This is a genomic window from Streptomyces sp. NPDC002276, from assembly GCF_053891435.1.
In genome coordinates this window covers 1,091,880-1,116,006 of sequence record NZ_JBSFCQ010000001.1, presented here as the reverse complement: position 1 = coordinate 1,116,006, position 24,127 = coordinate 1,091,880, and the positions used below count along the sequence as shown (strand labels likewise).

The 24,127-nt window shown below is 70.7% G+C and carries 16 protein-coding genes and 1 pseudogene; 8 read left to right on the top strand and 9 right to left on the bottom strand.

Features of this window, described 5'->3' with window-relative positions:
- Window positions 1-202: 202 nt before the first annotated feature.
- Window positions 203-2,965, bottom strand: a complete 2,763-nt coding sequence (locus ACWIHT_RS05070) for a helix-turn-helix transcriptional regulator (protein WP_456164507.1) — start codon at window positions 2,963-2,965, stop codon at window positions 203-205.
- Between the two features lie 171 nt (window positions 2,966-3,136).
- A complete protein-coding gene (locus tag ACWIHT_RS05065; RefSeq protein ID WP_456164505.1) occupies window positions 3,137-3,820 on the bottom strand; it encodes a sigma-70 family RNA polymerase sigma factor in 684 nt (227 codons plus the stop codon).
- Between the two features lie 473 nt (window positions 3,821-4,293).
- Between ACWIHT_RS05065 and ACWIHT_RS05060 the strand changes: the two genes are divergently transcribed.
- Complete coding sequence (locus tag ACWIHT_RS05060) at window positions 4,294-6,573, top strand: FtsX-like permease family protein (RefSeq protein ID WP_456164503.1); 2,280 nt, start codon at window positions 4,294-4,296, stop codon at window positions 6,571-6,573.
- 32 nt (window positions 6,574-6,605) lie between these two features.
- On the opposite strand, the gene ACWIHT_RS05055 is transcribed toward ACWIHT_RS05060, so the two are convergent.
- The 4 genes from ACWIHT_RS05055 to ACWIHT_RS05040 all read right to left on the bottom strand — a co-directional run bounded on the left by ACWIHT_RS05055 (window position 6,606) and on the right by ACWIHT_RS05040 (window position 12,473).
- Window positions 6,606-9,350 (bottom strand): helix-turn-helix transcriptional regulator, encoded by a 2,745-nt coding sequence (locus ACWIHT_RS05055; protein WP_456164501.1) that lies wholly within the window; start codon window positions 9,348-9,350, stop codon window positions 6,606-6,608.
- Window positions 9,351-9,608: 258 nt separating this feature from the next.
- Window positions 9,609-9,947, bottom strand: a complete 339-nt coding sequence (locus ACWIHT_RS05050) for a WhiB family transcriptional regulator (protein WP_456164499.1) — start codon at window positions 9,945-9,947, stop codon at window positions 9,609-9,611.
- On the bottom strand, window positions 9,944-11,377 hold the full coding sequence (locus ACWIHT_RS05045; RefSeq protein ID WP_456164497.1) for a sugar porter family MFS transporter: 1,434 nt from the start codon (window positions 11,375-11,377) through the stop codon (window positions 9,944-9,946). Before ACWIHT_RS05045 ends, ACWIHT_RS05050 begins: the two co-directional genes overlap by 4 nt.
- A gap of 106 nt (window positions 11,378-11,483) precedes the next feature.
- Entirely contained in the window at window positions 11,484-12,473 is a 990-nt protein-coding gene (locus ACWIHT_RS05040) for an ROK family glucokinase (protein WP_456164495.1), read from the bottom strand.
- A 363-nt stretch (window positions 12,474-12,836) separates the two neighbouring features.
- Between ACWIHT_RS05040 and ACWIHT_RS05035 the strand changes: the two genes are divergently transcribed.
- Entirely contained in the window at window positions 12,837-13,268 is a 432-nt protein-coding gene (locus tag ACWIHT_RS05035; RefSeq protein ID WP_456164493.1) for a cupin domain-containing protein, read from the top strand.
- 53 nt (window positions 13,269-13,321) lie between these two features.
- Entirely contained in the window at window positions 13,322-16,150 is a 2,829-nt protein-coding gene (locus ACWIHT_RS05030) for an AAA family ATPase (RefSeq protein WP_456164491.1), read from the top strand.
- On the opposite strand, the gene ACWIHT_RS05025 is transcribed toward ACWIHT_RS05030, so the two are convergent.
- Window positions 16,147-18,840 carry an ATP-binding protein gene (locus tag ACWIHT_RS05025; protein WP_456164489.1) on the bottom strand — a complete coding sequence of 898 codons (2,694 nt, stop codon included), beginning with the start codon at window positions 18,838-18,840 and terminating at the stop codon, window positions 16,147-16,149. The two genes, ACWIHT_RS05030 and ACWIHT_RS05025, sit on opposite strands and share 4 nt — an antisense overlap.
- 421 nt (window positions 18,841-19,261) lie before the next feature.
- Between ACWIHT_RS05025 and ACWIHT_RS05020 the strand changes: the two genes are divergently transcribed.
- The 3 genes and pseudogenes from ACWIHT_RS05020 (at window position 19,262) to ACWIHT_RS05010 (ending at window position 21,123) form a co-directional block, all read left to right on the top strand.
- Complete coding sequence (locus tag ACWIHT_RS05020) at window positions 19,262-19,675, top strand: SsgA family sporulation/cell division regulator (RefSeq protein ID WP_456164487.1); 414 nt, start codon at window positions 19,262-19,264, stop codon at window positions 19,673-19,675.
- A 79-nt stretch (window positions 19,676-19,754) separates the two neighbouring features.
- Window positions 19,755-20,746, top strand: a pseudogene (locus tag ACWIHT_RS05015) (NAD(P)/FAD-dependent oxidoreductase).
- Between the two features lie 35 nt (window positions 20,747-20,781).
- Complete coding sequence (locus tag ACWIHT_RS05010) at window positions 20,782-21,123, top strand: hypothetical protein (RefSeq protein WP_456162984.1); 342 nt, start codon at window positions 20,782-20,784, stop codon at window positions 21,121-21,123.
- A 24-nt stretch (window positions 21,124-21,147) separates the two neighbouring features.
- Here ACWIHT_RS05010 and ACWIHT_RS05005 read toward each other — a convergent pair whose 3' ends face one another.
- Window positions 21,148-21,627 (bottom strand): hypothetical protein, encoded by a 480-nt coding sequence (locus tag ACWIHT_RS05005; protein WP_456164485.1) that lies wholly within the window; start codon window positions 21,625-21,627, stop codon window positions 21,148-21,150.
- Window positions 21,628-21,814: 187 nt separating this feature from the next.
- Here ACWIHT_RS05005 and ACWIHT_RS05000 point away from each other — a divergent pair, with 187 nt between their 5' ends.
- A complete protein-coding gene (locus ACWIHT_RS05000; protein WP_456164483.1) occupies window positions 21,815-22,750 on the top strand; it encodes a sigma-70 family RNA polymerase sigma factor in 936 nt (311 codons plus the stop codon).
- Window positions 22,751-22,778: 28 nt separating this feature from the next.
- On the opposite strand, the gene ACWIHT_RS04995 is transcribed toward ACWIHT_RS05000, so the two are convergent.
- Complete coding sequence (locus tag ACWIHT_RS04995) at window positions 22,779-23,663, bottom strand: RNA polymerase subunit sigma (RefSeq protein WP_456164481.1); 885 nt, start codon at window positions 23,661-23,663, stop codon at window positions 22,779-22,781.
- A 189-nt stretch (window positions 23,664-23,852) separates the two neighbouring features.
- Here ACWIHT_RS04995 and ACWIHT_RS04990 point away from each other — a divergent pair, with 189 nt between their 5' ends.
- Window positions 23,853-24,113 carry a WhiB family transcriptional regulator gene (locus ACWIHT_RS04990; RefSeq protein ID WP_456164479.1) on the top strand — a complete coding sequence of 87 codons (261 nt, stop codon included), beginning with the start codon at window positions 23,853-23,855 and terminating at the stop codon, window positions 24,111-24,113.
- The last annotated feature ends 14 nt before the right edge of the window (window positions 24,114-24,127 follow it).

Sequence of the window (24,127 nt, the reverse complement as noted above, 5' to 3'; positions counted from 1 at the left end):
GCCACGCGTCGGGCGGGTCTGCCCGCCCGACGACCACTGAGCGCAGGCGGGTGACCGAGATGTCGCGCCTCTCCTCCCCGCCAGCCACAGGGTGCTGTCCGAGGATGACGACGCGTTTCTTACGATGGTGATCAGTGACCATCGCTGGGGCCGGCAGGCTTTCTCCCGCCTGGGGCGGGTCATGCGGCGGGCATCCCGGCTGTCAGGTGCGGGCCAGCGCCGCGCGGAGCTTGTTCCGTGAGGTGATGTCGAGCTTCGTGAACACCTTGTGCAGGTGCCATTCGACCGTGCGGGGGCTGATGAACAACTCGGCGCCGATCTCCGAGTTCGACTTGCCGTCGGCGGCCAGCCGGGCGATCTGGGCCTCCTGCGCGGTGAGGGCCTCCCGTACGTCGGCCGCGCGTTGCCGTACCGATTCGCCGGTGGCCAGGAGTTCGCGACGGGCCCGCTCGGCGAAGGCGGTTGCTCCGAACCCGCTCAGCATGTCGTAGGCGATGCGCAGTTGCTCACGTGCGTCGACGCGCCGGTTCTCACGGCGCAGCCACTCGCCGTACACCAGGTGGGTACGGGCGAGGTGGACGGCGACCCGGCAGCGTCGGAAGTGCTCGATGGCCTCACGGTAGAGCAGGTCGGCCTCCTCACCGTCGCGGAGCAGCGCTCTCGACCGGGCCAGAACGCCAAGGGCCCAGTCCGTGCCGGCCGCGCCGGCTTCTTCCTCAAGCCGGCGCAGGGCTGCCGCGGCCGCCTCGGGGGCGTCACTGCGAGCACCCGCCTCGACCAGTTCGAAGAGGGTGAACCCGAAACCCGCGAGTTCCTCGTACTCCCATGCCTGTTCGGCCCTGGCCAGGGCGTCCTGGTAGCGGCCCAGGCCGTTGTACAGCACCGCGATCACGTAGTGGGCCTGCCCGATCGCCCGTCCCTCGCCCCAGGACGTCGCGTCCCGGACCCGGTCGTCGATCCTGTCCGCCACCCGGGGGTCGTCGCCGCGCCAGACCTGGAGGAACGCTCCGGCGTATCCGAGGGGCGAGTTGCCGGTCACCTCCGTCATGGTGTCGGACTCGTCGATCAAGGCCGAGGCGAGGTCGAACTCCCCGGTGTGCACATGCTGGACGGCCCGGGAGTTGAGGGCCAGGGGAAGGAAATTCAGCGCGCCGGTCTCCCGAGCCGTACGGACCGCGCACATGGCCAGTTCGTGACATGTCTCGTCGTCCCACAGGTCGTTGGCGACCAGCCAGGCCAGCCAGAGCCAGCGCATGACATCGGGGTCGCCCCGTTCGGCGGCTTGCCGGAACGCTCGTAGCGCGCGTTTCAACGGCGGCGCACCCTGGGCGTAGTCCTCGGTGTACCGCGTCGCCAGACCGTCGAGGAGGAGGTCCGTCAGCCGCGGGGGCCGCGGTGCGGGTGGTGCGGCGCGGGCGGCCTCGGCCACCTCCCGCAGTCTGGCACTGCCGCTGAGGCGGCCGGCGACTATCGCTGCGCCGAGTGCTTCGAGGTAGGCCTCACGGGCTTGTCCATTGTCGACGCCCTCCAGCCGGCCGGCCGCGTCGAGCAGCAGCGGCAGCGCTTCTCCGCCGCGTCTGCGCGCGAAGATGATCTGGGCGCGGAGCCTGACCAGCCGCGCGTGCAGGACCTCGTCCAACGGGCCCATCTCCGCGGCGGCGAGGAGTTCGAGCGCCGGTTCGGTGGCCCCGGCCTCGAAGGTGGCCCGTGCCGCGGCCACCGCCCTCGTTCCCCGTACGGCCGGATCGGGTGTCAGCTCTGTCGCGCGTCTCAGGAACGCGGCCTCCGCGGCGATACCGCCACGGGCCTGGGCTCTGGCGGCCGAGCGCTCCAGTTCGGCCGCCAGCGCCTCGTCGGGTTCGACCGCCGCGTGGGCGCGATGCCAGGCCCGGCGGTCCGAGTCGGATTCGGGATCGGTCGCCTCGGCCAGCGCGCGATGCACGTCCCGGCGTACCCCGGGGTCGGCCGCGCGATAGGCCGCCGAGCGGACCAGTGGATGCCGGAACCGTACCTGCGCCCCGAACTCGATCAGCCCGGCCTCCTCCGCCTCCCCCGCGGCGTCCGCCCCGATGTCGAGTTGCTCGGCCACCCGCCGCAGCAGTGGCACGTCCCCCACCGGCTCGGCTGCCGCTGCCAGCAGCAGCCGTTGTGCCGCATCCGGGAGCGAAACGATTCGCCGCAGGAAGCTCTGTTCGATCTGACTCGACAGCGGCTGGGTGTCCGGGCGCCCGAATCCGCCTGCCAGCTCTGTCGTGGTCAATCCCCGCGTCAGTTCGAGCAGTGCCAGCGGGTTGCCGCGGGTCTCGGCGACGATCCGGTCCCGGACGCGTTCGTCCAGCCGGCCGGGGACCACGGAGTCCAGGAGCGCACGCGCATCGTCGTCGCGCAGCCCGCGGATCACGAGCTCCTTCAGCGTCACCCACGGGTCGCTCCCCGGAGTGTGCGACGGCGTACGCACCGCGAAGACCAGTGCCACGCGCTCCGCGAGCAGTCGGCGCGCGACGAAGGTCAGCGTCTGCGCGGAGACCCTGTCGAGCCACTGGGCATCGTCCACCACGCAGACCAGCGGCTGCTCCTCCGCCACCTCGGCCAGCAGGCTGAGCACCGCCAGCCCGACCATGAAACGGTCCGGCGCGCTTCCCGCACGCAGACCGAACGCGATGGCCAAGGCATCACGCTGTGGGTCGGGAAGACGATCGAGCTGCCCCATGACCGGCATGCACAGCTGGTGCAGCCCGGCGAACGCCAGCTCCATCTCGGACTCGACGCCGGTGGCCCGCAGGACCTGGCACCCTGTCGCGCTGCCCGCCAGGTACTCCATCAACGCGGACTTGCCGACTCCCGGCTCGCCCCGCAGCACCAGCACCTGGCTCCGCCCCGCCCTGACGTCGGCCACCACCCGGTCCAGCGCCCCACACTCGCCGCGCCGGCCGCGCAGCCCGCTGCGAGGAACACCGCTCGACATCCACCACCTACCGCGCAGGTAAAAAGAGCCCGACCCTGATCAACTCGGATCGACCCCATGATGCACCCCTGCGCGCGACTCGGACAATCGCCGAGCGGGCCACCGCCGACGCCCGGCCCGCACCTCCCCACCTGCTGGTTGCGGCACGATTGCCTCGGGAGATCATCGGGGTTACGACAGGGCGCGCACCCCTCGGAGCAGGTTGACGAGATGTGCCATGTCGCCGTCTCGCGCCGCGTCGAGGAAGGCTTCGAGCAGCTCGTCACGCTCCGCCGGATCCACCGGTTCGCACCGCTGCCGGGCGAGATGCCTACGCGCCCGCAGGGCCAGTTGCCGTGCGTTGCCCTCGCTGAGTCCGAGCAGGTCGGCGATTTCACGGAACGGATATTCGAACGCCTCTCGAAGTACGTATACGGCCCGTTCGACGGGCGACAGCCGTTCGATCAGGAGTCGGACCGCGCTCGCAATCGCCTCCCCGCGCTCGGCCTCGCGCACCGGATCGACGGCTTCGGGATCCCGTTCCGGATTCCATCCGCCGACACTGACCTCGCGGCGGGCACAGGCCGAGGTCGCCGTGTTGAGCGCGACCCGGGTGGTGACGGTCACCAGGAACGCGACCCGATCCCGCACCTGCGCCCGGTCCGCACCCTGCCAGCGGACCCACACGTCCTGAACGACGTCCTCGGCGTCGACGGCGCGGCCCAGCCTCCGGTAGGCGATCCCGAACAGCAGGGAGCGGACACTCTCGAAGTCCGCCGCCGTCTCGGCCCCCGAGCGGACGGAGGTCGTTGTCGCGTTCCCGGTCGCGCCCGCGCTCGGCGAGCCTGGCTTCGGCACGACGTCGATGCTGGACAAGCCCATGACGATCTTCCCCGCTCCTGGTGCGCTGGACGGCCGGGGCCGGCGCATCGTGCGCCGGTGCCCGGCCCGGTTACCAGCCACCGTCGTCCGGAGCAGGTACCGGGCGCACCCGTGGAATCCCTGGTGTACCCCGTGGTGCGGTACGACCCCCTGGTTCGGGGCGCATCCACGGAAACCATGCCGGGGGCAGAACCACTGTCTAATGTAGGACGATGGCAACATGTTGCCACTTGAGTGTCACCACGACATCTATACATGCAGTGTATAGTCCGGACCACTCCAGGCGGCACTTTCGGCCGTCGACTGCTCCATTCCTCGATGCACACAAGGTGAGCAGCGCCCAGCACGAGAGGTTGCCAGTGAACCCACGTCCGCAGCATGCGCCCCGGACCGCTTCCCCATCGGCCCCGGGTCGTCGACAACGGTTCGGAGACCTTCGGGCCCTCTGCTTCGGAGCGCGGCTCGCCATGACCGGCGGCAGGGACGGTTGGGCACGTACCGCCCTGATGGCCATAGGCATCGGTCTTGGGGTCGCGCTGCTGCTCGTGGCCTCGTCCGTGCCCACCGCCAGACACCACCGTGACGAACGGATCCACAACCGGATCGACACCAATCTCGACGACAGGATCATCACACCCTCTCGCGGAACCGTGTTGCTCAGTGACATTGACACCGTGTTCCGTGGCAGGGAAATCCGGGGCAGGATGCTGGAACCCGAGGGGCCCGCGGCGCCGCTGCCTCCCGGACTCAAGCGTTTCCCGCGTCCCGGGGAGATGGCCGTGTCGCCGGCGCTCCGGAAGCTGCTGGCCGCACCCGGGAGCGCCCTGCTTCGCGAGCGCCTCGACCATCCCGTCACGGGTGAAGTCACGGACCGGGGCCTGGTCGATCCCAGCGAGTACGTCTTCTACCTGGGCGGCGAGCACATGGCGGTCGGAGTGGCAGGAGCCGACCGGCTGGACCACTTCGGCAAGACCTATCCGCAGAAGCCTCTCGACCCCGCGCTCACCCTGCTCAGCATCGTCGGGATGGTCGTGCTGCTCGCCCCGGTCGCCGTGTTCATCGCCGCGGCCGTCCGGTTCGGCGGCGAACGCCGCGACCGGCGGCTGGCCGCGCTACGGCTGGTGGGCGCCGACCGCCGGATGACCGCCCGAATCGCCGCCGGCGAGACGCTGGTCAGCGCATTGATCGGTGTGGCCCTGGGCGCGGTCCTGTTCATGATCGGCCGTCAGTTCATCGAGTTGCTGGACATACAAGGACTCAGTGTCTTCACGGAGGACTTCACCCCGCAGCCCGCGCTGGCCGCACTCACCGTGGTCGGGGTACTTCTGTTGTCTCTCGCTGTCACGAGGCTGGCCATGAACGGGGTGGCTGTCGAACCCCTCGGGGTGGTTCGCAGGTCCGGCGGTGCCACGCGACGGTTGTGGTGGCGGGTCACCGTGCCCGTACTCGGCCTGTCTCTGCTGAAGACGTCCATGGGGAGCGGATCCGAGATACGCAGTACCACCAGCGTCGTCCTGGTCGTTGTCGGCATGCTGGCCCTGCTCGTCGGCGTCACCGCCGTGCTGCCCTGGATCCTGGAACAACTCACCGGAGCGCTCGGCGGATTCGGTCCCGTCTCCTGGCAACTGGCCGTCCGCCGACTCCAGTTGAACAGCGAAGCCGCCACCCGCTCGGTCAACGGCATCGTCGTCGCCGTGGCCGGTGCGATAGCACTGCAAACCCTCTTCACCGGCATCGCACACGGTCAGAACGGCAACAGCGGCGCAGCCAGGAGCAGTTCCGCGCCGACCACGCAGGTCGGCGTCGCCAGTCTCGACGACGGCAAGGGGTACGCCGAACGGTACGCGTCGGTGTTCTCCTCGACGCCCGGCGTGCAACAGGCGATCGGCTACGCGGAGTTGTCCGTCAGCACGCCCGACGGCGATTTCCCGCAGACGGTCCGCGTCGCGGAATGCGGCCAACTGAGGCTGCTCGCATCGCTGTCCACCTGCGCGGACGGGGACGCCTTCGTCGTCGGTCCGCACGGCGGCGGCAGCACCGCCGCCAGAACCGTGTGGAAGCCGGGCAGCGCGATGCGTATGGACACGAACGGCCCCCGGTGGACGGTGCCTCGCATCACCGCCGCCGTCGAGGCCAGGAGCAGCAATCCGCAAGGTGTCTTTCCCGAGAAGATGCTGTTTGTCACGCCCCGCGCAGCCGGTACGTCAGCGATGGCCCACGCTGTGAGCACCATCGACATCACGTATGCGACGTCCGCCGGCGCGGACATCCAGGACCGGCTCCGCACGACAGCCGCCCGGCTGGATCCTTCCTTCGCCGTCGATTTCCCCGCACAGGCCAAGGGCGACACGGCCCTCGACGGGATCGAGCGGGACCTGCTGGCCGGGGTGGCCGCCGTCCTGCTGCTGATCGCGGCGAGCATGCTGCTCGGCGCGCTCGAACAACTCCGTGACCGTAAACGCGTCCTGGCCGTGCTCATCACCTTCGGCACCCCGCGGCGCACCCTCAGCAGCTCGATCCTTTGGCAGACCGCAGTGCCCGTAGCGACGGGCCTGCTCGTCGCAGGAGTGGTCGGAACCGCCCTCGGCAACGCGCTGTTGGGGCTCATCGGCAGGACACCGGTCTACGACTGGAGCAACATGCTGGCCATAGCCGGCATCGGGGCTGCCGCCAGCGTTTCCGTGACCGTGCTGACGCTCCCCACCTTGTGGCGGTCCTCGCACCCGGCGAACCTCCGCCACGAGTGAGCGGGACACCGCCGGGAACCGGGCACGCGCCGTCAGCCGGTACAGGCGCCCGGCGAGTCGGCGCTCGGAGATCCGTCGTCGAGCGCGGCGAGCGCTGCGGCCAGTTTGCTGCGGCTGGTGATGCCCAGGCGAGGATAGATGCGGTACAGATGGGCTCCGACGGTGCGGTGCGAGATGAACAGGCGCTGCCCGATCTGCCGGTTGCTCAGCCCTTGTGACGCGAGCACCGCGATCTGCATCTCCTGGGCCGACAGCCGGTCGCTGGTGTTCGTGTTCCGGCGGTTGCTCGACTCTCCGGCGGCGCGCAGCTGCTCACGCGCCATCTCGGCCCAGGGCCGCGCGCCGGCCCGGTCGAACGCATCACGAGCGCTGCGCAGCGGGCTCCGGGCGTCGACGTTGCGGCGTTGCCGACGCAGCCAGCGGCCGTGGTGCAGGTGCAGCCGGGCCCGTGCGAGGACCCAGCCCGCGGGCAGCGCTGCCAGCGCCGTGGTGCAGCGCTCCCCCGCCGTGTCGTCCGGCGCCAGCACCGCCTCGGTGTAGGCCTGGGCCACCACCATCATTTCCGAGGGCAGCCGGGCGGCCGACTCGGGGAGTCCGTCGAGGAGTTCGCGGGCCTGCTGCACGGTGCCCGCGGCCACCGCCGCGTCCGCCAGGTCGGGTGCGAGCAGCCAGCGGCTGACCGAGTGGTAGTGCGGGTCGGCCGGATCGAACGCGCGCGCCAGAGCGTCGTAGGCCTCGGTCGGGCGGCCGTCGAAGAGCGCGAGCAGGCCCTCGACCTGCTGGGCCATCACGGCGGCGAACGGCATGCCGGGGAACAGTCGGTGGGCGCGCAGTTCGCCGAGCATCCGCGCCGCGGTCTCGGTCTCGCCGCGCAGCGCCGCCACCAGGCTCCCCGTCGCCTTCACCCCCAGCCAGACGATCCATTCCCCGGTCTCCTCCGCCAGGGCGAGTCCTTCGCCGGACTCCTCCCGGGCCCGATCGAGCTGACCGAGGTACACCCGCGGCCAACTGCCGGCGAGTGACCGGGCGAGCAGCCCGAGTCTCCCCTGCGACCGCCACACGCCGGCCGCCAGCGACAGGTACCGGGCGGCGCGGGTCATGTCGCCCAGGACCATCGCACCGCTGCCGAGGAAGTGCGTGATCCGGCCGTCGTGGTGGTCCGGCCGGAGGGCGTCGAGCCGTGAGATCACGTCGGCGCCGTGCCGGTACGGCTCGGTGTACGCCCGTACCGTCAGGACGACGGGGGCGTCCGGGTCAGGGTTCCAGCGGTCCAGTTCGGCGGCGGCCAGCGTACGCACCCGGGTGTCGCCGTCCTGGAAGAAGCACCGGGCGGCGGCCCGCCACAGCAGGTTCTCGGCGACCCGTACGTCACCCGTGTCGAACGCGCCGGCCGCCGTGGTCACCATGTCCTCGATCCGGCGGTGCGGGTCGTCGGGTTCGAACGCCGCCTTGTCGGACACGACCATGAGGCGGGCCCGCTCCAGTGGGCCGAGTTCGCTCAGGTCGGCCCGGTCCAGCAGCAACTGGGTGGTGACCCTGTCGTTGATCTCGCTGGCCGACTCCGCCGCCCGGACCAGGAGTCGGGTCCTACGGCGCGTGTCCTGGACGAGTTCGGCCGCCTGGCGGAAGGCCGGAACGGCCGACGCGAGTTTGCCCCGGGCCAGCGCCGCTTCGGCGAACCCCTCCAACCGGGCGGCGAGTTCCTCGTCCTGGCCGAGCGTCGCGGCGGCCAGGTGAAGCAGTTGGTGCTCGGGGGTGTCGGCCATGGCCACGGCGATGGCTCGGTGGGTGGCCAGACGATCGGTGACCGTGGCGCGGGTGTAGATCGCCGAACGCATCAGGGGATGCCTGAACTGGAGGGTACGGCCGAGCAGAGCGACCAGGCCCGCCTCGACCGCCTCCTGCACCGCTTCCGCGGAGACCGCTGTGTCGCTCATGCGGCTCGCCACGTCCAGCAGCCGGTTCAGTGGTGCGTTGGGCTCCGCGGCCAGCGCCAGCAGGAGCGTGCGGCACTCCGGGCTCACCGAGTCCGTACGCGCGGCGAACGCGTCCTCCAGTCGCTGGGTCAGTGGCAGATCGTCCAGTTGCGCGGCCATGTCCAGCGCCGTCTTGGGGAGTTCGACCAGGGCCAGCGGATTGCCCTCCGCGCGCTCCAGGATGAGGGCCCTTATCGCTGCCGAGAGGTCCGGCGCTCCGGCGTCGAGCAGTTCGGCGGCGTCCGGCAGGGCGAGCGGTCGCAGGGGGAGATCCGGCTGCGCGCCGGGGTCGTAGGAGTCGGAGGTGTGGACCCGGGAGGCGGTGATGATCAGTACGGCGAGGTCGCGGGTGCGCCGGGCCACGAATCTCAGGACGTCCCGGCTCGGTGCGTCGATCCACTGCAGATCGTCCACGAGCAGGAGGAGCGGCTGCCGGTCGGCCTCGTCGGCGAGCAGTTCGAGTACGGCGAGCGCGACCTGGAAGATGTGGGGTTCGGTCTGTGTGGCGCTGAACGCGTCGGCCAGCGCCGTCCGGTGCGGGGCGGGCAGCTTCCCGACGGCGTCGGCGACCGGTTGCAGCAGTAGTTGCAGAGCCGCGAACGGGAGCCACAGCTCGGTCTCCACACCGGCCGCGCCCAGCACCTTGAAACCGCCTTCGGCGGCTTCCGCGCCGACCGTGCGCAGCAGAGCCGACTTGCCGACGCCGGCGGTGCCGTGGATCAACAGCGCGTTGCCGCGACCGTCCGCCGCGTCCGCCAGCAGCCTGCGCAGGACGCTCAGCTCCTCGTCCCGGCCGATCATCGCGCGAGTACTGAATTCGGCCTGCGGAGGGGCCCGGCTGCTTGGCTGAGCATGTGCGGCTTCCTCCGTGCGGGGGTCACGTCGCGCCACATCCTAGCCTCAGCCCATTACACCCTCGTCGCTCACGCACCATCGGTAGAACGACTCAATCCTCGTCGGTGCTCTGGCGCCAGGCGTGGATTCGGAGGGGCCGACGCAAGAGAACCGGCCGGGCCTGTGGGCCCGGCCGGTACTGCCGATGACGACTTCAGGGGCGAATCACGTCCCCGGTTCGGCGAGGAGTTCGGCGGGTTCGGAAGACCGGGCGCGTACGGCCGGCGGTGGCCCCATGCGCATGAGCGTCTCGCGGGTGTCCTCGGTCAGTCCGCCCCAGATCCCGTGCCGTTCCCGTTGGGCGAGCGCGTACCGGCGACAGGGCATCCGCACCGGGCACCGGTCGCAGATCGTCAGCGCCTGTCGGACGGTCTCCAGGTCGCCGGGAGGCGGGAAGAAGGTCTCGATGTCGGCGCCCCGGCAGGACGCGGCCGGCCACCAGCCCGTCGCCGAACGGGCGGGCAGGGCACGGTTGTTCAGCAGAGGGGTGCGCGTTGTGGTCATCCCATCTCCTCCAGCTTCTTTCCGTTGGTCTCGCGCACCCGGAGCGCGACGAAGACGAAGGAGAGCACCGCGAAGCCCGCGTACACGCCGTAGGTGGACGACAGGTTCCAGTCCGCCATGCGTGGGAAGCTCTCGGTGACGGCCCAGTTGGCGATCCAGTTGGCGGCGGTCGCCACCGACATCGCGGCGGCGCGGATCCGCAGGGGGAACATCTCGCCGACCATCACCCAGAGCACGACACCCCAGGAGACCGCGAAGAAGAAGACGAAGGCGTGGGCGGCGATCAGCGCCACGGTGCCCTGGGCGTCCGGGATGGACAGACCGCTGCCGCTGCCGGTCCGGTACGAGAACGCCCAGGCGGCCAGGGCCAGTGACACGGCCATTCCCGCCGAGCCGGTCAGCGCGAGCGGTTTGCGGCCGATCCGGTCGATCAGCAGCATCGCCACGACGGTTCCGACGATGTTGACGATCGACGTGGAGAGGCTGATCAGGAGGGAGTTGGCCTGGTCGATGCCCACCGACTGCCACAGCAGCGACGAGTAGTAGAAGATGACGTTGATGCCGACCAGCTGCTGGAAGACGGCCAGTCCGATGCCGGCCCACACGATCGGCAGCAGCCCGAAGCGGCTGTCGAGCAGATCGCGTACCCGCGGCTTGTGGTCGGTCTTGAGCGCCTGCTCGATCTCGGCGAGCCGGTCCTCGGCACCCGCGTACGTGCCCTGCAGATCGCGCAGAACGGCGAGGGCCTGGATCTCGCGGCCCGTGGCGACCAGGAAGTGCGGCGACTCCGGGATCCGCAGGGTCAGGAACAGGTAGGCGAGCGCCGGTACGACGGCGGCCATCAGCATCCACTGCCAGGCGTGCAGGGCGCCCAGCGCGTTCTCGCTCTTGCCGTCGGCCCCTTGGGCGATCCCCCAGTTGACGAGTTGGGACGCGGTGATCCCCAGCACGATGGCCGCCTGTTGGAACGAGGCCAGCCGCCCGCGATGGTCGGGTGGCGCGACCTCGGCGATGTAGGTGGGCCCGATCAGCGAGGCGAGGCCGATCGCCATGCCGCCGAGCACCCGCCAGGCGCCCAGGTCCCAGGCGGAGAAGGGCATCGACGAGCCGAGCGCGCTGATCGCGAAGAGAGCCGCGGCCAGATGCATCACGCGCCGGCGGCCGATGCGGTCGGCGAGGCGCCCGGCGACGGCCGCTCCGAAGGCGGAACCGAGCAGGGCGGAGGCGACGATGGTGCCCGTCTCGCTGGACGTGACATCGAAGCGGTGCTGGATTCCGGTGATGGCGCCGTTGATGACGGCGCTGTCGTAGCCGAACAGGAAACCGCCGATCGACGCGGCTGCCGAGATGTAGGTGACGCGCCGGAGGTTGGTCGGGCGGAGCGCGGCCCTTGAGTGGGCCGCCCCCGCGGAAGAGGCGTTCGAGGTCATGGATGAGCACTCCTTCACAGGACCGGGTGCGGTGCGCGAGGGCGGGAGCAGCGGTCGTAGAGGACGCGGACAGGGATGACGACCGCGCTCACGCGCGGGTCACCGGTCAGTGGACGGCTGCCGGGGACGAGAGCAGTTCGTGCAGGCGGGCGAGGTTGGCGGCGCCGACGATTCCGGCGTCCGCTCCGACGGTGGCGGTGCGGACCTCGGCGTAGACGCGGTGCTCGCCGCCGCCCAGGGCCCGGCGGTAGGCGACCTCGGCCGGACGCCGGATCAGCTCGCCGGTGTCGCCGAGGCCGCCGCCGATGACGAGGACGGACGGGTCGAGGATGGACGCGAGGTCGGCGAGGACCTGGCCGAGCCAGCGGCCGGACCGCGCGAACACGTCGAGGGAGAAGGGGTCGCCGGCGAGGGCGGCCTTGGTCACATGGTGGCCCTCAAGGCCGGAGGGGGTGCCGTCGCCCAGCGCGAGCACCCGCGCGGCCCGTGCCGGATCGGCGGTGGCCATGTCGCGGGCGCGGCGGGTGTGCGCGGCTCCGCTGGCGTACTGCTCCATGCAGCCGTGCTGGCCGCAGGGGCACGGGAGCCCGTCGGGGACCGCCCGGTAGTGGCCGATCTCGCCGGCCATGCCGAACCGGCCGCGGAAGAGTCGGCCTCTGCTGATGATGCCTCCGCCCAGGCCGGTGCCCGCCATGACCATCAGCATGTCGTCGTGGCCGGCACCGGCTCCGTGGATGAACTCGCCCCAGGCGGCGGCGTTCGCGTCGTTCTCGACGACGACCGGAAGTCCGGTGGCCTCCTGGACGATGTCCCGGATCGCCTTGTCGTGCCAGCCGAGATTGGGCGCGAAGCGCACCGTCGAACGGTCCGCGTCCACATAACCGGCGGCACCGACGCCGACCGCGCGGATGTCGTCCCAGCCTCCGCGGACCCGCTGGACCGCCTCGGCGACCGCTTCGGCGACGCGGTCGGGGTCGTGCGGGGTGGGAATGCGCACCCGGGTGACGACGTCCCCGCCGGGGTCGACCGCCCCCGCGGCGATCTTCGTGCCGCCGAGATCGACACCGACGGTCAGCCCGACGTTCTGGCCCTTCATGCGGCACCGCCCACACCGTCGAACCAACGGCGCGTATGCCGACGCCTGTGCCCGTCAGGCCACTCCAGGCAGGTGAAACGGAGAAACATGATGTGGTTCCTAACGTTGTGATGTCGTGTGGAAGTGCGGAGAACCCGGCTCGTCGCCGCCCGGAACGCGGGGCAGGGCGGCTGCGGGCACCGCATGGACGGCTGTTGACCGCCGGTCCGGGCACTGCTTCAGCGTCCGTGATCCGGCGGCGAGTTGCTTGAGTCATTCGACTGCGTCCTGGAGGTCGTAGGCCGCCGTGTAACAAACACGGGCCGTGCCCGGTCATCCCTGTGAAGCACGTTGGATCGACGGAGGTGTGACACGGTGTTGGAGATGGGATCAACAGACGCGCACAGCGCGCACGGGGACCAGGAAGGGACCGGCCCCAGGATGCTGGCGGAGGTCGAACCGCCCTTCGTGCCGCAGGGCGCCTCGGTGATGACCGTGCTGGTCGAGTGGCCGCCGGGACACCCGGGGACGCCACCCCACCGGCACTCGGGCCCGTGTTTCGGCTACGTCACCGAAGGCGCCGTCCGGTGGGAACTCGAAGGCGAGCCCGAGCGGGTGATCAGGGCCGGTGAGACGTTCTGGGAACCGGGCGGTGAGGTGATCCACTACCAGAACGGCAACGCGACGTCGGACGCGCCGGCCAAGTACGTCGTCGTCATGCTGGGTGCCCCCGGCGAGCCGATGCTCACGCTCGTCGACGAGCAGGAGCTGGAGAGGCGGGCGCATCTGCGCGCACCGCGGCCTCCCGCCGACTGAACCATGGCCAGGAGACGGGGAGTTCAGCACGCCAGTTCTCGAAGGGAGCCGTTGTGGCCGGTGACGGGTCGGTGTCGCACAGCGCGGCCGAGGGGCTGGTGGGACGTGACCGGGAGCTGGAACTGCTCGGTTCGTACGTCGACCAGATGGTCGGCCGCGGTGGGGTGCTGCTGCTGTCCGGGGAGCCGGGCGTCGGCAAGTCCGTGCTCCTGGATGCCGCGGCGAGGGCGGCGACGGCGGCCGGTGCGCTGGTGCTGCGCTCGGCCGGGGTCGAGTTCCTCGCCGATCTGAGCTTCTCCGGACTCAACCACGTACTCGAACCGTTGCTGCCCGAGGGCGAGGCTCTCGACCCGGCGCACCGCGAGGCCCTGGCCGTCGCGCTGGGCGCCGGTGACGGTGCCTCGGTCGATCGGCTGGTCGTCTACGGAGCCGTACTGGCGCTGCTGCGCCGGGCGGCGAGCACCCGTCCGGTACTGCTCCTGGTCGACGACCTGCAATGGATCGACCGGGCCAGCGCGGCGGCGCTCGCGTTCGTCGCCCGGCGGCTGACCGGCAGCCGCGTGGGCCTCCTCGGCGCCTCACGGCCGGGGTTCGAGAGCTTCTTCGAACGCGCGGGACTTCCCGAGCTCATCGTGTCGCCGCTCGACGACACGGCCGCGGTCGGCCTGGTCGGCTCCCGGTTCCCGCTGCTCGCCGGGCGGGAACTGCGGCGGGTCCTCGCGCAGGCACAGGGCAATCCACTGGCCCTGCTGGAACTGCCGACCTCGCTCGACGCCTCGCGGGGCAGCGCGGGAGTGGTGCTGTCCGAGGTGCTCCCACTCAGCCGTCGGCTTCAGGACCTGTACGCCTCCCGGGTCGCGGAGATGCCCGCGCCCACCCGCCGGCTGCTGCTGCTGGCCGCGCTGGAGGACAGCGGCGACCTGCCGGTCCTGCGGGCCGCCGTCCCCGCCGAGGACGTGCTGTCCCTGCTCGCCCCCGCCGAGCGGGCACAGCTGCTGCGGGTCGAACACCGCGGCCTGGGGCGGCTGTCCTTCCGACACCCACTCATCCGCGCGACGATCGTGTCGGGCTCGACCGACGCTCAGCGCCTGGCCGCCCACCACGCCCTGGCGCAGGCGCTGGCCGATCAGCCCGATCGCCGCGCGTGGCACCTGGCCGAGGCCACCCCCGACCCGGACGAGCGGGTCGCGGCCCTCCTGGAACACACCGCCCGCCGGGTCCGCCGGCGCGGCGACGCCGTCGGCGCCTTCAACGCGCTGGTACGGGCCGCGGACCTCACTCCCGGCCCCGCCGACCGCAGCAGACGGCTGGCCGAAGCCGCCTTCGTGGGCGCGGACGTCGCCGGAGAGCTGCGCACGGCTGCGGAACTGCTCGTGGAGGCCCGACGCGCCGACCCCGAAATCAGGGGATCGCTGCGGGCGGCCGCTGCCGCCTCCCATGTGCTGCTCAACCGCGACGGTGACGTCAACACCGCACACCGGCTGCTCGTGGGCGCGATCACAACCCGTGAGGGCAGGTCCGACGGCGACGACGAGGCACTCTTCGAGGCGCTGTGCACCCTGCGCAGGGTGTGTCTGTGCGCGGGCAGACCCGAACTCTGGGCCGCCTACCACGCGGCCATGTCCCAGGTGACCGTACCGATGCCTCCCCTCCAGAAAGTGCTCGGCGACGTCTACTCCGACCCGGCGCGCTCCTCCGCGACATCCCTCGGGCTGCTGGATGCGGTGATCCACGACCTCCACCTGGCGACAGACCCGAGCAGGATCGAACGGATCGCGATGGCGGCACTCTTCGTGGACCGGGCGTCAGGCTGCCGTGCGGCTCTGTGGTCCGTCGTCGACGACGGGCGCGAAGGCGGCGCGGTCGCCTCGGCCCTCATCGCGCTCGTGGTGCTGTGCCTGGACGACTACATGTCGGGGCGGTGGGACGAGTGCGGCCGTCTCGCGGCAGAGGGGCTGGACCTGTGCGAGACCCACGGCTATCAGCTGCCGGCCCAGCACTTCCACCGGGCCCTGGGCCTGCTCGCCGCGGCGCGCGGCGACGACGGCACGGTGCGGGAACTGGCACAGCGGATCACCGAGTGGGCGGTACCTCACGGCGTCCGTACCTGGGAGCACTTCGCACGGCACATGACGACACTGTCGGCCCTGGGACGCGGTGACCACGAGGAGGCCTACCTCAACGCATCGGCGATCAGTCCTTCGGGCGTGCTGGCCCCTCATGCCCCGCTGGCTCTGTGGGTTCCCATGGACCTCGTGGAAGCCGCCGTCGGCAGCGGACGCCGGGCCGAGGCGCTCGCCCATGTCACCGCGATGCGGGAGACGGGCCTGCCCGGCATCTCCGGCCGCCTGGCCCTGGTCACCGCCGGTTCGGCCGCGCTCGTCGCCTCCGAGGACCGGGCCGCCGGTTTCTTCGAGGAAGCGCTCGCCGTACCCGGTGCCGAGCGCTGGCCCTTCGACCTCGCCCGCGTCCGCCTGAACTACGGGCAGCACCTGCGTCGCGCACGCGCCGTCAAGGACGCCCGCGTGCAACTGACCGCCGCACTCAAGACCTTCCGCCGTCTGGGGGCCGGTCCGTGGGCCGCACGGGCCGCCGAGGAACTGCGGGCGACCGGCCGCGGCGCCACCTGGGTCCACCAGGATCCTGAGGGCGTCCCGCTCACGGAGTCGGAACACCGAATCGCCGCTCTCGCCGCGTCCGGACTGACCAACAGGCAGATCGGCGAACGGCTTTTCCTCTCCCACCGAACCGTGGCCGCCCACCTGCACCGGATCTTCCCGAAGCTCGGCATCACCTCCCGTGTCACCCTCGGCGAAGCCCTCGCCTCACTGCCGCCGGGGCAACCCGGCACCGAGCGGTCTCCCGCCTCGTCGCGGTCCTAGAACCCGGCGCCCGGAGGAAGCGAAGCGAGGGCGTCCCGGAGGGCCGCTCGTGAGGCGATTCCGAGTTTCGGAAACAGTTGGTAGAGGTGCGAACCCACGGTGCGGGGCGAAAGGTGGAGTCGTTCACCGATCTGCTTGTTGGTCAGTCCGGAGGCGGCGAGTGCGGCGATCTCCTGTTCCTGGGCGGTGAGAGTCACGGACCCGTGCTTGGCCCCGCTCCGGGACCGGCCGGTGGCGCGCAGTTCGCCTGCGGCCCGGTCGGCCCACGGCCGGGCCCCCAGATGCTCGAACACCTCGGCCGCCGCGACCAGTTGGGCTCGGGCCTCCGTGACGCAGCGCATGCGCCGCAGACGTTGTCCGTAGGCCAGTCGTATCCGGGCCAGATCGAAGGGCCAGTGCTGGGCTCGCGGGACAGCCAGGGCCTGCTCGAAACGTCCGACCGCGCCGTCGTCGGGCGCGACGAGCGCGGCAGAGCCGGCCACCAGCAGCGCCAGCCGCGGAGAGAGCCCCGCGGCACCGGCCTCACGCATCGCCCGCACATGTCCTTCCGCCTCGGCGGTGCGCCGGGTGTGCACCGCCGCCTCCACGAGATCCATACCGGGCGACAGGGCGTACGGAACGTGGGACGCGAGACGGCCTGCGGGACTGATCGCCACAGCGTGGCGGTACGCGCATTCGTAGTCACCCGCGCCGAGTTCGGCCAGGACGCGGGCGTGGTCGGCGAAGGCCACCACCCCAAGGGCCCCGCGAGGCACGGCCCAGTGCGTGATCCGGTCTGCCAGGCTCCGGCTCTCCTCCACGTGGCCCTGGACGGCGGCGAGCAGAGCCCGCTGGTACTCGAAGTGCCAGGAGAGGAACGAGAATTGGCGCTCCTCACAGAGCCTCAGTCCTTCGTCTGCCAGCGTCCCGGCCTCGCCCCATCGGCCGGTGGCAAAGGCCTCCGAGCACAGGTGCAGGAGCGCGTCGAGGTGCCGGCGGAAGTGACCGCCCCGGCGCCCTTGACGGACCGCGCGCCAGGAGACGTCCGCGTCGAGCTCCTGGCTGTCCGCCGAACCGGTGCGGGACGAGTCCGCCGGCCCCTTGACGCAGGCTGAGAGCAGCGGCGGAACAGTCGGCTTCAAACGGTCGAGGGCGGCGTGGAAGGGTTCCCACAGGGCGTCTCGACCACTGGACCGGCACACCAGCAGCAGGATGCGCAGTACCTCGGTGAGGGCGTCGTCCTCCGCGTCGTATCCGTGGGTGCCGGTCTTGACGACCTCTGCCAGGAGGCGGTGAGCCATGCCGATGTCACCGTCGCCGCTGTTGAGCAGGAGGAGCGCCGCCGTGGCGGCGGCGAGCGGAGATCCGGTGAGGTCCGGTTCCGCGCGCCGGGCGCGGTCGAGGAGATCCGACGCCGCGCGCAGGTCACCGATCGCGTCGGCGGCGAGGTAGGCGGCCCGGGTCAGTCGGCGTCCTCGGTCCGCGGGCCGAGGGCTCAGCTCGGCGGCTCTGGTGAGTGTGGCGACCGCTCTCGTGGCGTCATCGCGTCGGGCGGCGCGCCGCCCGGCCTCGTCAAGCAGGGCGGCAACCCGCTCGTCGGGAACGAGAGTCGCTCGGCCCAGGTGCCAGGCCCGCCGCTCGGGTGTCTCCGCGCGGAGCTCGGCGAGCGCGCGATGGGCCTGGCAGCGCTCGGTGAGCGTACTGCTCTCGACGAGCGCTGCCCTCATCAGCGGATGACGGAAGGCGACGCGACGGTTCGTGCCGTCGACGGTGACCAGACGGTTCCATTCGGCCGCCGCCAGGGCCGTGAGAGTTTCCGGGTTCCCCGGCCCGGCCCGCAGGACACCCGGATCGCCGTTGTCGTCGAGGGCGAGAAGCAGCAGAAGCCGACGCGATTCGGCCGAAAGGCCGGCTACGCGCGAAGCGTGGAGGTTCCGAACCCGTGGTGAGAGCGGCAGTACGTCGGGCAGATCGGCCAGCGCGTCGCGTTGCGGACCGCTCAACGCCGCGGGCAGTTCCACGAGCGCCAGTGGATTGCCCTGTGCCTGGGCCAGAACGCGATCCCGTACGGATGCGGCCAGCCCCGGGAAGCGGGTTCCGAGCAGTTCTACGGCGGCGTCGCGATCCAGCGGCGGCACCTCGTACTCGGTGAGTCCGTCTCGCTCGAAGAAGGTCTCGGCTCCCGGTCTGGAGGCGGCCAGGAATCCGATACGGCTGCCCCACGTCCGGCGGGCGACGGACTCCAGCGCCGCCGAACTGGCCCGGTCGAGCCAGGCGAGGTCGTCCACGACAATCAACACAGGGCGTTCGGTCGCCACTTGACGCAGCAGGAAGACCACCGCGTCGGCGACCTCACGCCCGTCGGGCACGGGATCGCCGCCGTAACCCAGCGCGCCCCGCAGGACCTTCCTGTGTGCGTCGCCCATGTGCTCGAACCGGTCGTTCAGCGGCACCAGCAACTGGTGAAGGCCGGCGTAGGCGAGTTCGGTCTCGAACCGGACGCCGACGGCCGACAGGACCCGGCTGCCCGCTCCGGACGCGCCCCTGCCGACCTCGCCGAGAAGCATGCTCTTGCCCACCCCCGGCTCTCCCGAGAGCAACAGGGCCCGGCCCGCGGTCGTGCCCTGCCCGAGCAGCGCCTTGATCTCCCGGAGTTGCCGCGCACGCCCCACCATCTCAAGGCGTCGACCGCCGTCCGCGGCCAACCGCACGGTGTCACTCGACGATTCGGGCAAGGCCCTGGGCGGGACCGGTGGGGAACGGTGCTGCGGCCACCATGAGGGCAGGTGCTCCGCAGGAGTTCGGGGCAGCCGTCCGACGGGCGAACCGAGTGGCATGAGTACTCCGTACATCGGGCCGTCCTTCCCACCGCACGGCGGGAAGACTTGGGCTCAGCGTCCACCCGGCCCGCGAGGGCGAACATCAGTAACGTGACTGCACGGCGACTCCAGGGTCATTTGACTGATGGTGCGAGCCTCACGGCACCTCGCAGAATCGTGATGTCCCGGAATCACATGAGCAGGCGCACAACACTTCACACCGTGTGCCCTCCCGAGCCCCCTTGATCCCACCGGTTTACCGAGCGGTGATGTGATGAGAGAACCCGAAAATTTCCCTCTGGTGGTGTGGCGGATGCTTGTCCGCCTGGTCGTCGCCGAAGGAGTGGACCGCCCTGTGATGCTCGATCTCTCCTACGACGGAGCCGATCCCTACGCGGTGTCCTTGACGTTCCACATGTGCACCGACGCGACCGTACGTTGGGTGGTCGGCCGCCAACTCCTCCTGGACGGACTGGAGACGCTCGCCGGTGTCGGCGACATCCAGGTCTGGCCGTCCCGGCGCCCATGGGCCCCGGGACGGGTGCACATCGCACTGTGCCCGTGTCCGAAGCAGGAGGCGGTCGTGGTCAGCGCCCCGGCGCGAGGCGTGGAAGCCTTCCTGCGGCAGACCCTCGCGCTGGTGCCCGCCGGTACGGAGGAAGGTCACCTCGACGTGGACGCAACCGTCCACCAACTCCTGACCGACCCCGGTGAGTCCCTTCGATAGTGAGTGGCCGGCCCATACATGTCGCATCTGAGCGTCCTGCACGGTCTTCAGGGTGACGGACGACGAAGCAGAGGGAATCATGCGAGAGATTCTGATCGTCGGCGGTGGCTACGCGGGCTTCTACACCGCATGGGGCCTGCGGAGGAAGCTGCGCCGGGGCGAGGCGCTGATCGCGGGGACGGTGACCGGCTGATGACCGCGTTCGACCAGGCCGCGTCACTCCCGCCCGGCCCCGAACGGCGCAAACTGCTCACCGTCACGTTCGTGGGCGGCGGATTCTCCGGCGTCGAAGGCTTCGGTGAACTGCTCTCCCTGGCGACCGCGATGCTCAGCTCCTACCCCGAACTGACCGCCGACGACCTGTCCTTCCACCTGGTCGAGGCCAGGAACCGCATCCTGCCCGAAGTCAGCGACACACCCGGCGCCTGGGTGGTGCGCCATCTGGAACACCGCGGCGCACACGTCCACCTCACCACACAGCTGCTGTCCGCCGAGGACGGCCACGTCGTCCTCTCCGACGGGCAGGAGTACGACTCCACACTGATCGTGTGGACCGCGGGCAACGCCTCGAACCCGGTCGTGCACAACCACACCGACCTGCCCGTCGACGAGCGGGGCCTGCTGCTGGTCCGCGCCGACCTGCGCGTGGGCACGGACAGCGAACCGGTGCCCGGCGTATGGGCGGCCGGCGACGACGCCGCCGTTCCCGACCTCGCCTCGCCGGTGCCCGGCGCACGCACGGTGCCCAACGCCCAGCACGCCGTACGGCAGGGCAGACTCCTCGCCAGGAACCTCGTGGCCGACCTGCGCGGCAAACGCGTCCGCCCCTACCGTCACAGCAGCCTCGGGGTGGTGGCGACACTGGGCCTCGGACGGGGAATCTTCCAGTACAAGGCGGTGCCGAGCTGGGAGCGGAAGATCCGCGTGCTGGCGGTCTGGCTCACCGCGGCTCTGACGGGCCGCGACCTCGTCTCGCTCGCCTCCGTGCAGCACCCGCGCGACGCGTTCGTCACGGGTGAACGCGCGCAGGACCCGGCGGCCGGCCGGACGAAGGAACGGAGCACGGCATGAACACGCGGAGTTCTCGATTCCACCGGGGGTACGCCATGACCGCACGCGAGGAGGCCGCCCGCGGCCTCAGCGACATCGAGGAATTCCTCTACCAGGAGGCCCACATGAAAGCCACGCACCGCCGCGTGGCAGACCTCACCACACGCGTGGAGGGACTCACTCCCGAGCAGCGGCGGGACATCGGGAAATGGTACGTCGACGAGCAGAAACACGTCGCCCGCATGGTCACCGACCACATCACCGAACGCCTCGACGCGATGGAAGCACGCCACCAGGCCCGCATCCGCCACTGGCTGCGCGGAACACTCATCGCCATGACCCTGGTCACCCTCGCCATGAGCGCCGTCGTCGTCGTGATCCTGGAATCATCACGCTGACCGACTGATTCCAGCGCGTTACGCCTAGGAACGCCAGGCGCGATACAGACCCCGGCCGGCGCGCTGCAGCCGGGAGGAGGCGACGAGGCGGTCCAGTGTGCTGCGGACCGCGTTGATGCTTCCGCTGTCGGTGTCACGGTCGAGCGCCGCAGCGACATCCCGGGCACGCACGTCGACGTCACCGACCTTGCCGAAGTACGCCATGATCTGCTCGGTCAGCCTCCCGTACTGCTTGTCCGCGTCGGTGTCCGCGTCCGGCTCCGTGTCGTTGCGCGTCCGTGTGGCGGCGGACCCGGTGTGTTCGTCCGCCGGCCCATCGGCGGCCGAGGCCGACATCACGCTGGCCAGGGCACCAAGGGCACGCTGAACCGAGTCGAGATGGGCCGCGACCGCGGCCAACTCCCTTTCCAGTGCCAGCTTCTGGATCTGCAGCCGGGCGAATTCCTCTTGGAGGCCCTCTGCGGTGACCTCGATGCTGTGCGCCGTACGACTCGCGGAGACCATGCGTCCTCTCCCTCCTCAGTCCTTGTCGACATCATATGCAGTGCTTTGAGTGTCAGACGCGGCATCTCAGTGTGTCGAACAGTGGGAATTCGCAGGTCCGCGAAAAACATCGTCCGTTTCTGTCACACGTTCCTGTCGGCCGCGGTCTATGCAGCGGACGAAGCGGAGCAACGGAGGCCAGTGAACCATGTTTGTCGAACCGTCCCCCACCCCACTTGAGGAACTCGACGAGGCTGTCGCCGTCTTCGTACGCCACCGTAGGCGGCTCTTCGGCATCGCCTACCGCATGCTCGGAAGCGCGGTGGAAGCCGAGGACGTGGTCCAGGAGGTGTGGCTGCGCTGGCAGAAGACCGACCGTTCGATGGTGGTCAATCCCGCGGCCTTCCTCTCCAGCGCGACGACCCGTCTGGCCATCAACGTCGCGCAGTCGGCGCGCGTGCGACGGGAGACCTACGTCGGCCCATGGCTTCCGGAACCCATCGACACGAGCGCGGACCCCGAGGTCGGCGCACAGCGCGCCGAGGCCGTGGAGCTGGCGCTGCTCCTGGTGATGGAGAGGCTGAACCCCGTCGAGCGCGCCGCCTACGTACTGCGCGAGGCGTTCGACTACGCCTACGCCGAGATCGCCGAGATACTCGAACTCAGCATCGTCAATGTACGGAAGGTCGTCAGCCGCGCCCGTCGTCACCTGTCGGACGAGCGGCGGCAGAACGTCGACGCGGGCGAGCACCGACGTCTGCTGAACGCCTTCGTCTCAGCGGCCCGGACGGGAGACGTGGCGTCTCTGGAGGCCCTGCTAGCGCCCGATGTCGTCAGCCTCTCCGACGGCAACGGCATGCGGGGCTGCGCGCGGGTCCCCGTGCGGGGCCGTGTCCGGGTGGCCAGGCTCTCGGCCTACCGGCAGCTCTGGCGGGAGGCGGTGCCCGAGCTGGTCGACGCCAACGGCGCTACGGGCGTGGTGGTCCACCGGGACGGCGAGGCCCTCGCCTTCATGACCGCCGCAGCCTCGAAGCACGGCATTCACCAAGTGCTGTGGGTGTTCGCCCCGAGCAAGATCGCCGCCTTCCTCGATTCGCGTTCCCGTTCCGCGATCCTCCCCGGCGCTGTGCCGGACTGTGTGTGACGGCGGTGGTGTGACGTCCTTGTCGCTGTCACGGGCTGGCGTCCTGGCCGGAGCCGTCGTCGGTGCGCGGCTGGTTCCAGGGCCGGAGTTTGTCGGGGTTGAGCATGACCCAGAACTGGGCGACCCGGTCGTTCGCGACGTCGACGCTGATGACCGCGGTGACCTGGCGGCCGTAGCGGGCGACGAGGCCTGTGCGGCCGTTGACGGAGTGGGTGGTCAGGGTCGTGTGCGGACGGTGGGCCAGGAGCGTCAGCAGGCTGTCGGCGACCGGCCCGCTGCCGTGCACCGGTCCGGTCAGCGCCCGTATCCTGCCGCCGCCGTCGAAGAACGCCGTGACGTCCGGGCGCAGCAGCGAGGTGAGCAGGTCGCCGTCTGCCGTGACGCACGCCCGGCGTACGTCGCGGACGACGGTGTCGTGCTGGTGCGGCGTCGTGGAGCGGGTGCGCCGCGACTGAAGCAACTGCCTTGCCCGCGCGGCGAGTTCTGCGAGTTCCGGCTCCGTGCGGCCCACGATGTCGGCGACCGTGCCGGGGGCCATCCCGAAGGCGCGGAGCACGAACGCAGCGCGCTCGGCCGTCGGCAGCGACTCCAGTGCGCTCAGCACGACCCGGCCGGCCTCCTCCTCCACCTCCGACGGCCGTACCCCCACCTCCACCCCCTCGTGGCCGACCGCACTCCCGCCGGGCAGTGCGAGCCGGCCCAGGCAGATCCCGCCCACCGTCTTCGCCAGCCAGGACCGGGGAACGGCGACCTGCCGGCGTACCGAGTCGGGCAGCCCGTACCACCGCTGATAGGCCTCGTCGACGACGCTTTTCGCCGCCCCAGGGTCGCCCAGCATCCAGTGGGCGACATCGAGCAGATAGCGACGCTCCTCCCACAGCTCGGCGAGCGGCACCGCATCACCCTGGTCCATGGCGCACCCGCCCTCTCGCTCGCACGGCCCCGCACACGGCAGGGGCATGGACTCACCCCTTAAGACCGGGAAGTCCCGGGTCCTGTGACACAGGCCCGCCGGGATCGCATGTCACACATTCGGCGGCTGCCCGGTCTTACAGGACAGCACCGCACTATCTGTTTCACTGCCGAACGAGGTGACCATGCCATGCACTGGCGTGAACGGGCTGCCTGCCTGCACGTAGATCCCGATCTCTTCTTCCCCATATCGAACAGTGGTCTCACACTTCGGCAGATCGACGAAGCGAAGGCCGTGTGCGGCCGTTGTCCCGTCGCGCGGCAGTGTCTCGAATGGGCCATGCGCGTGGGGCAGGCGGACGGTATCTGGGGTGGAACGACAGAAAGGGAACGCCGTGCGATGCGCGGTCTCGACATGTCTCGCGCACAACGCTGCCCGAGCGATCTGTGAGGGGTGGCAGCGAC

Bases quoted from the DNA above. Each gene is read 5' to 3' on its own strand.
- ACWIHT_RS05000 (WP_456164483.1), top strand. From the start codon at position 21,815: ATGTTTGTCGAACCGTCCCCCACCCCACTTGAGGAACTCGACGAGGCT.
- ACWIHT_RS05055 (WP_456164501.1), bottom strand. From the start codon at position 9,350: ATGATCGGCCGGGACGAGGAGCTGAGCGTCCTGCGCAGGCTGCTGGCG.
- ACWIHT_RS05010 (WP_456162984.1), top strand. From the start codon at position 20,782: ATGACCGCACGCGAGGAGGCCGCCCGCGGCCTCAGCGACATCGAGGAA.
- ACWIHT_RS05040 (WP_456164495.1), bottom strand. From the start codon at position 12,473: ATGAAGGGCCAGAACGTCGGGCTGACCGTCGGTGTCGATCTCGGCGGC.
- ACWIHT_RS05045 (WP_456164497.1), bottom strand. From the start codon at position 11,377: ATGACCTCGAACGCCTCTTCCGCGGGGGCGGCCCACTCAAGGGCCGCG.
- ACWIHT_RS04995 (WP_456164481.1), bottom strand. From the start codon at position 23,663: ATGGACCAGGGTGATGCGGTGCCGCTCGCCGAGCTGTGGGAGGAGCGT.
- ACWIHT_RS05070 (WP_456164507.1), bottom strand. From the start codon at position 2,965: ATGTCGAGCGGTGTTCCTCGCAGCGGGCTGCGCGGCCGGCGCGGCGAG.
- ACWIHT_RS05050 (WP_456164499.1), bottom strand. From the start codon at position 9,947: ATGACCACAACGCGCACCCCTCTGCTGAACAACCGTGCCCTGCCCGCC.
- ACWIHT_RS05020 (WP_456164487.1), top strand. From the start codon at position 19,262: ATGCTTGTCCGCCTGGTCGTCGCCGAAGGAGTGGACCGCCCTGTGATG.
- ACWIHT_RS04990 (WP_456164479.1), top strand. From the start codon at position 23,853: ATGCACTGGCGTGAACGGGCTGCCTGCCTGCACGTAGATCCCGATCTC.
- ACWIHT_RS05035 (WP_456164493.1), top strand. From the start codon at position 12,837: ATGGGATCAACAGACGCGCACAGCGCGCACGGGGACCAGGAAGGGACC.
- ACWIHT_RS05005 (WP_456164485.1), bottom strand. From the start codon at position 21,627: ATGGTCTCCGCGAGTCGTACGGCGCACAGCATCGAGGTCACCGCAGAG.
- ACWIHT_RS05060 (WP_456164503.1), top strand. From the start codon at position 4,294: ATGACCGGCGGCAGGGACGGTTGGGCACGTACCGCCCTGATGGCCATA.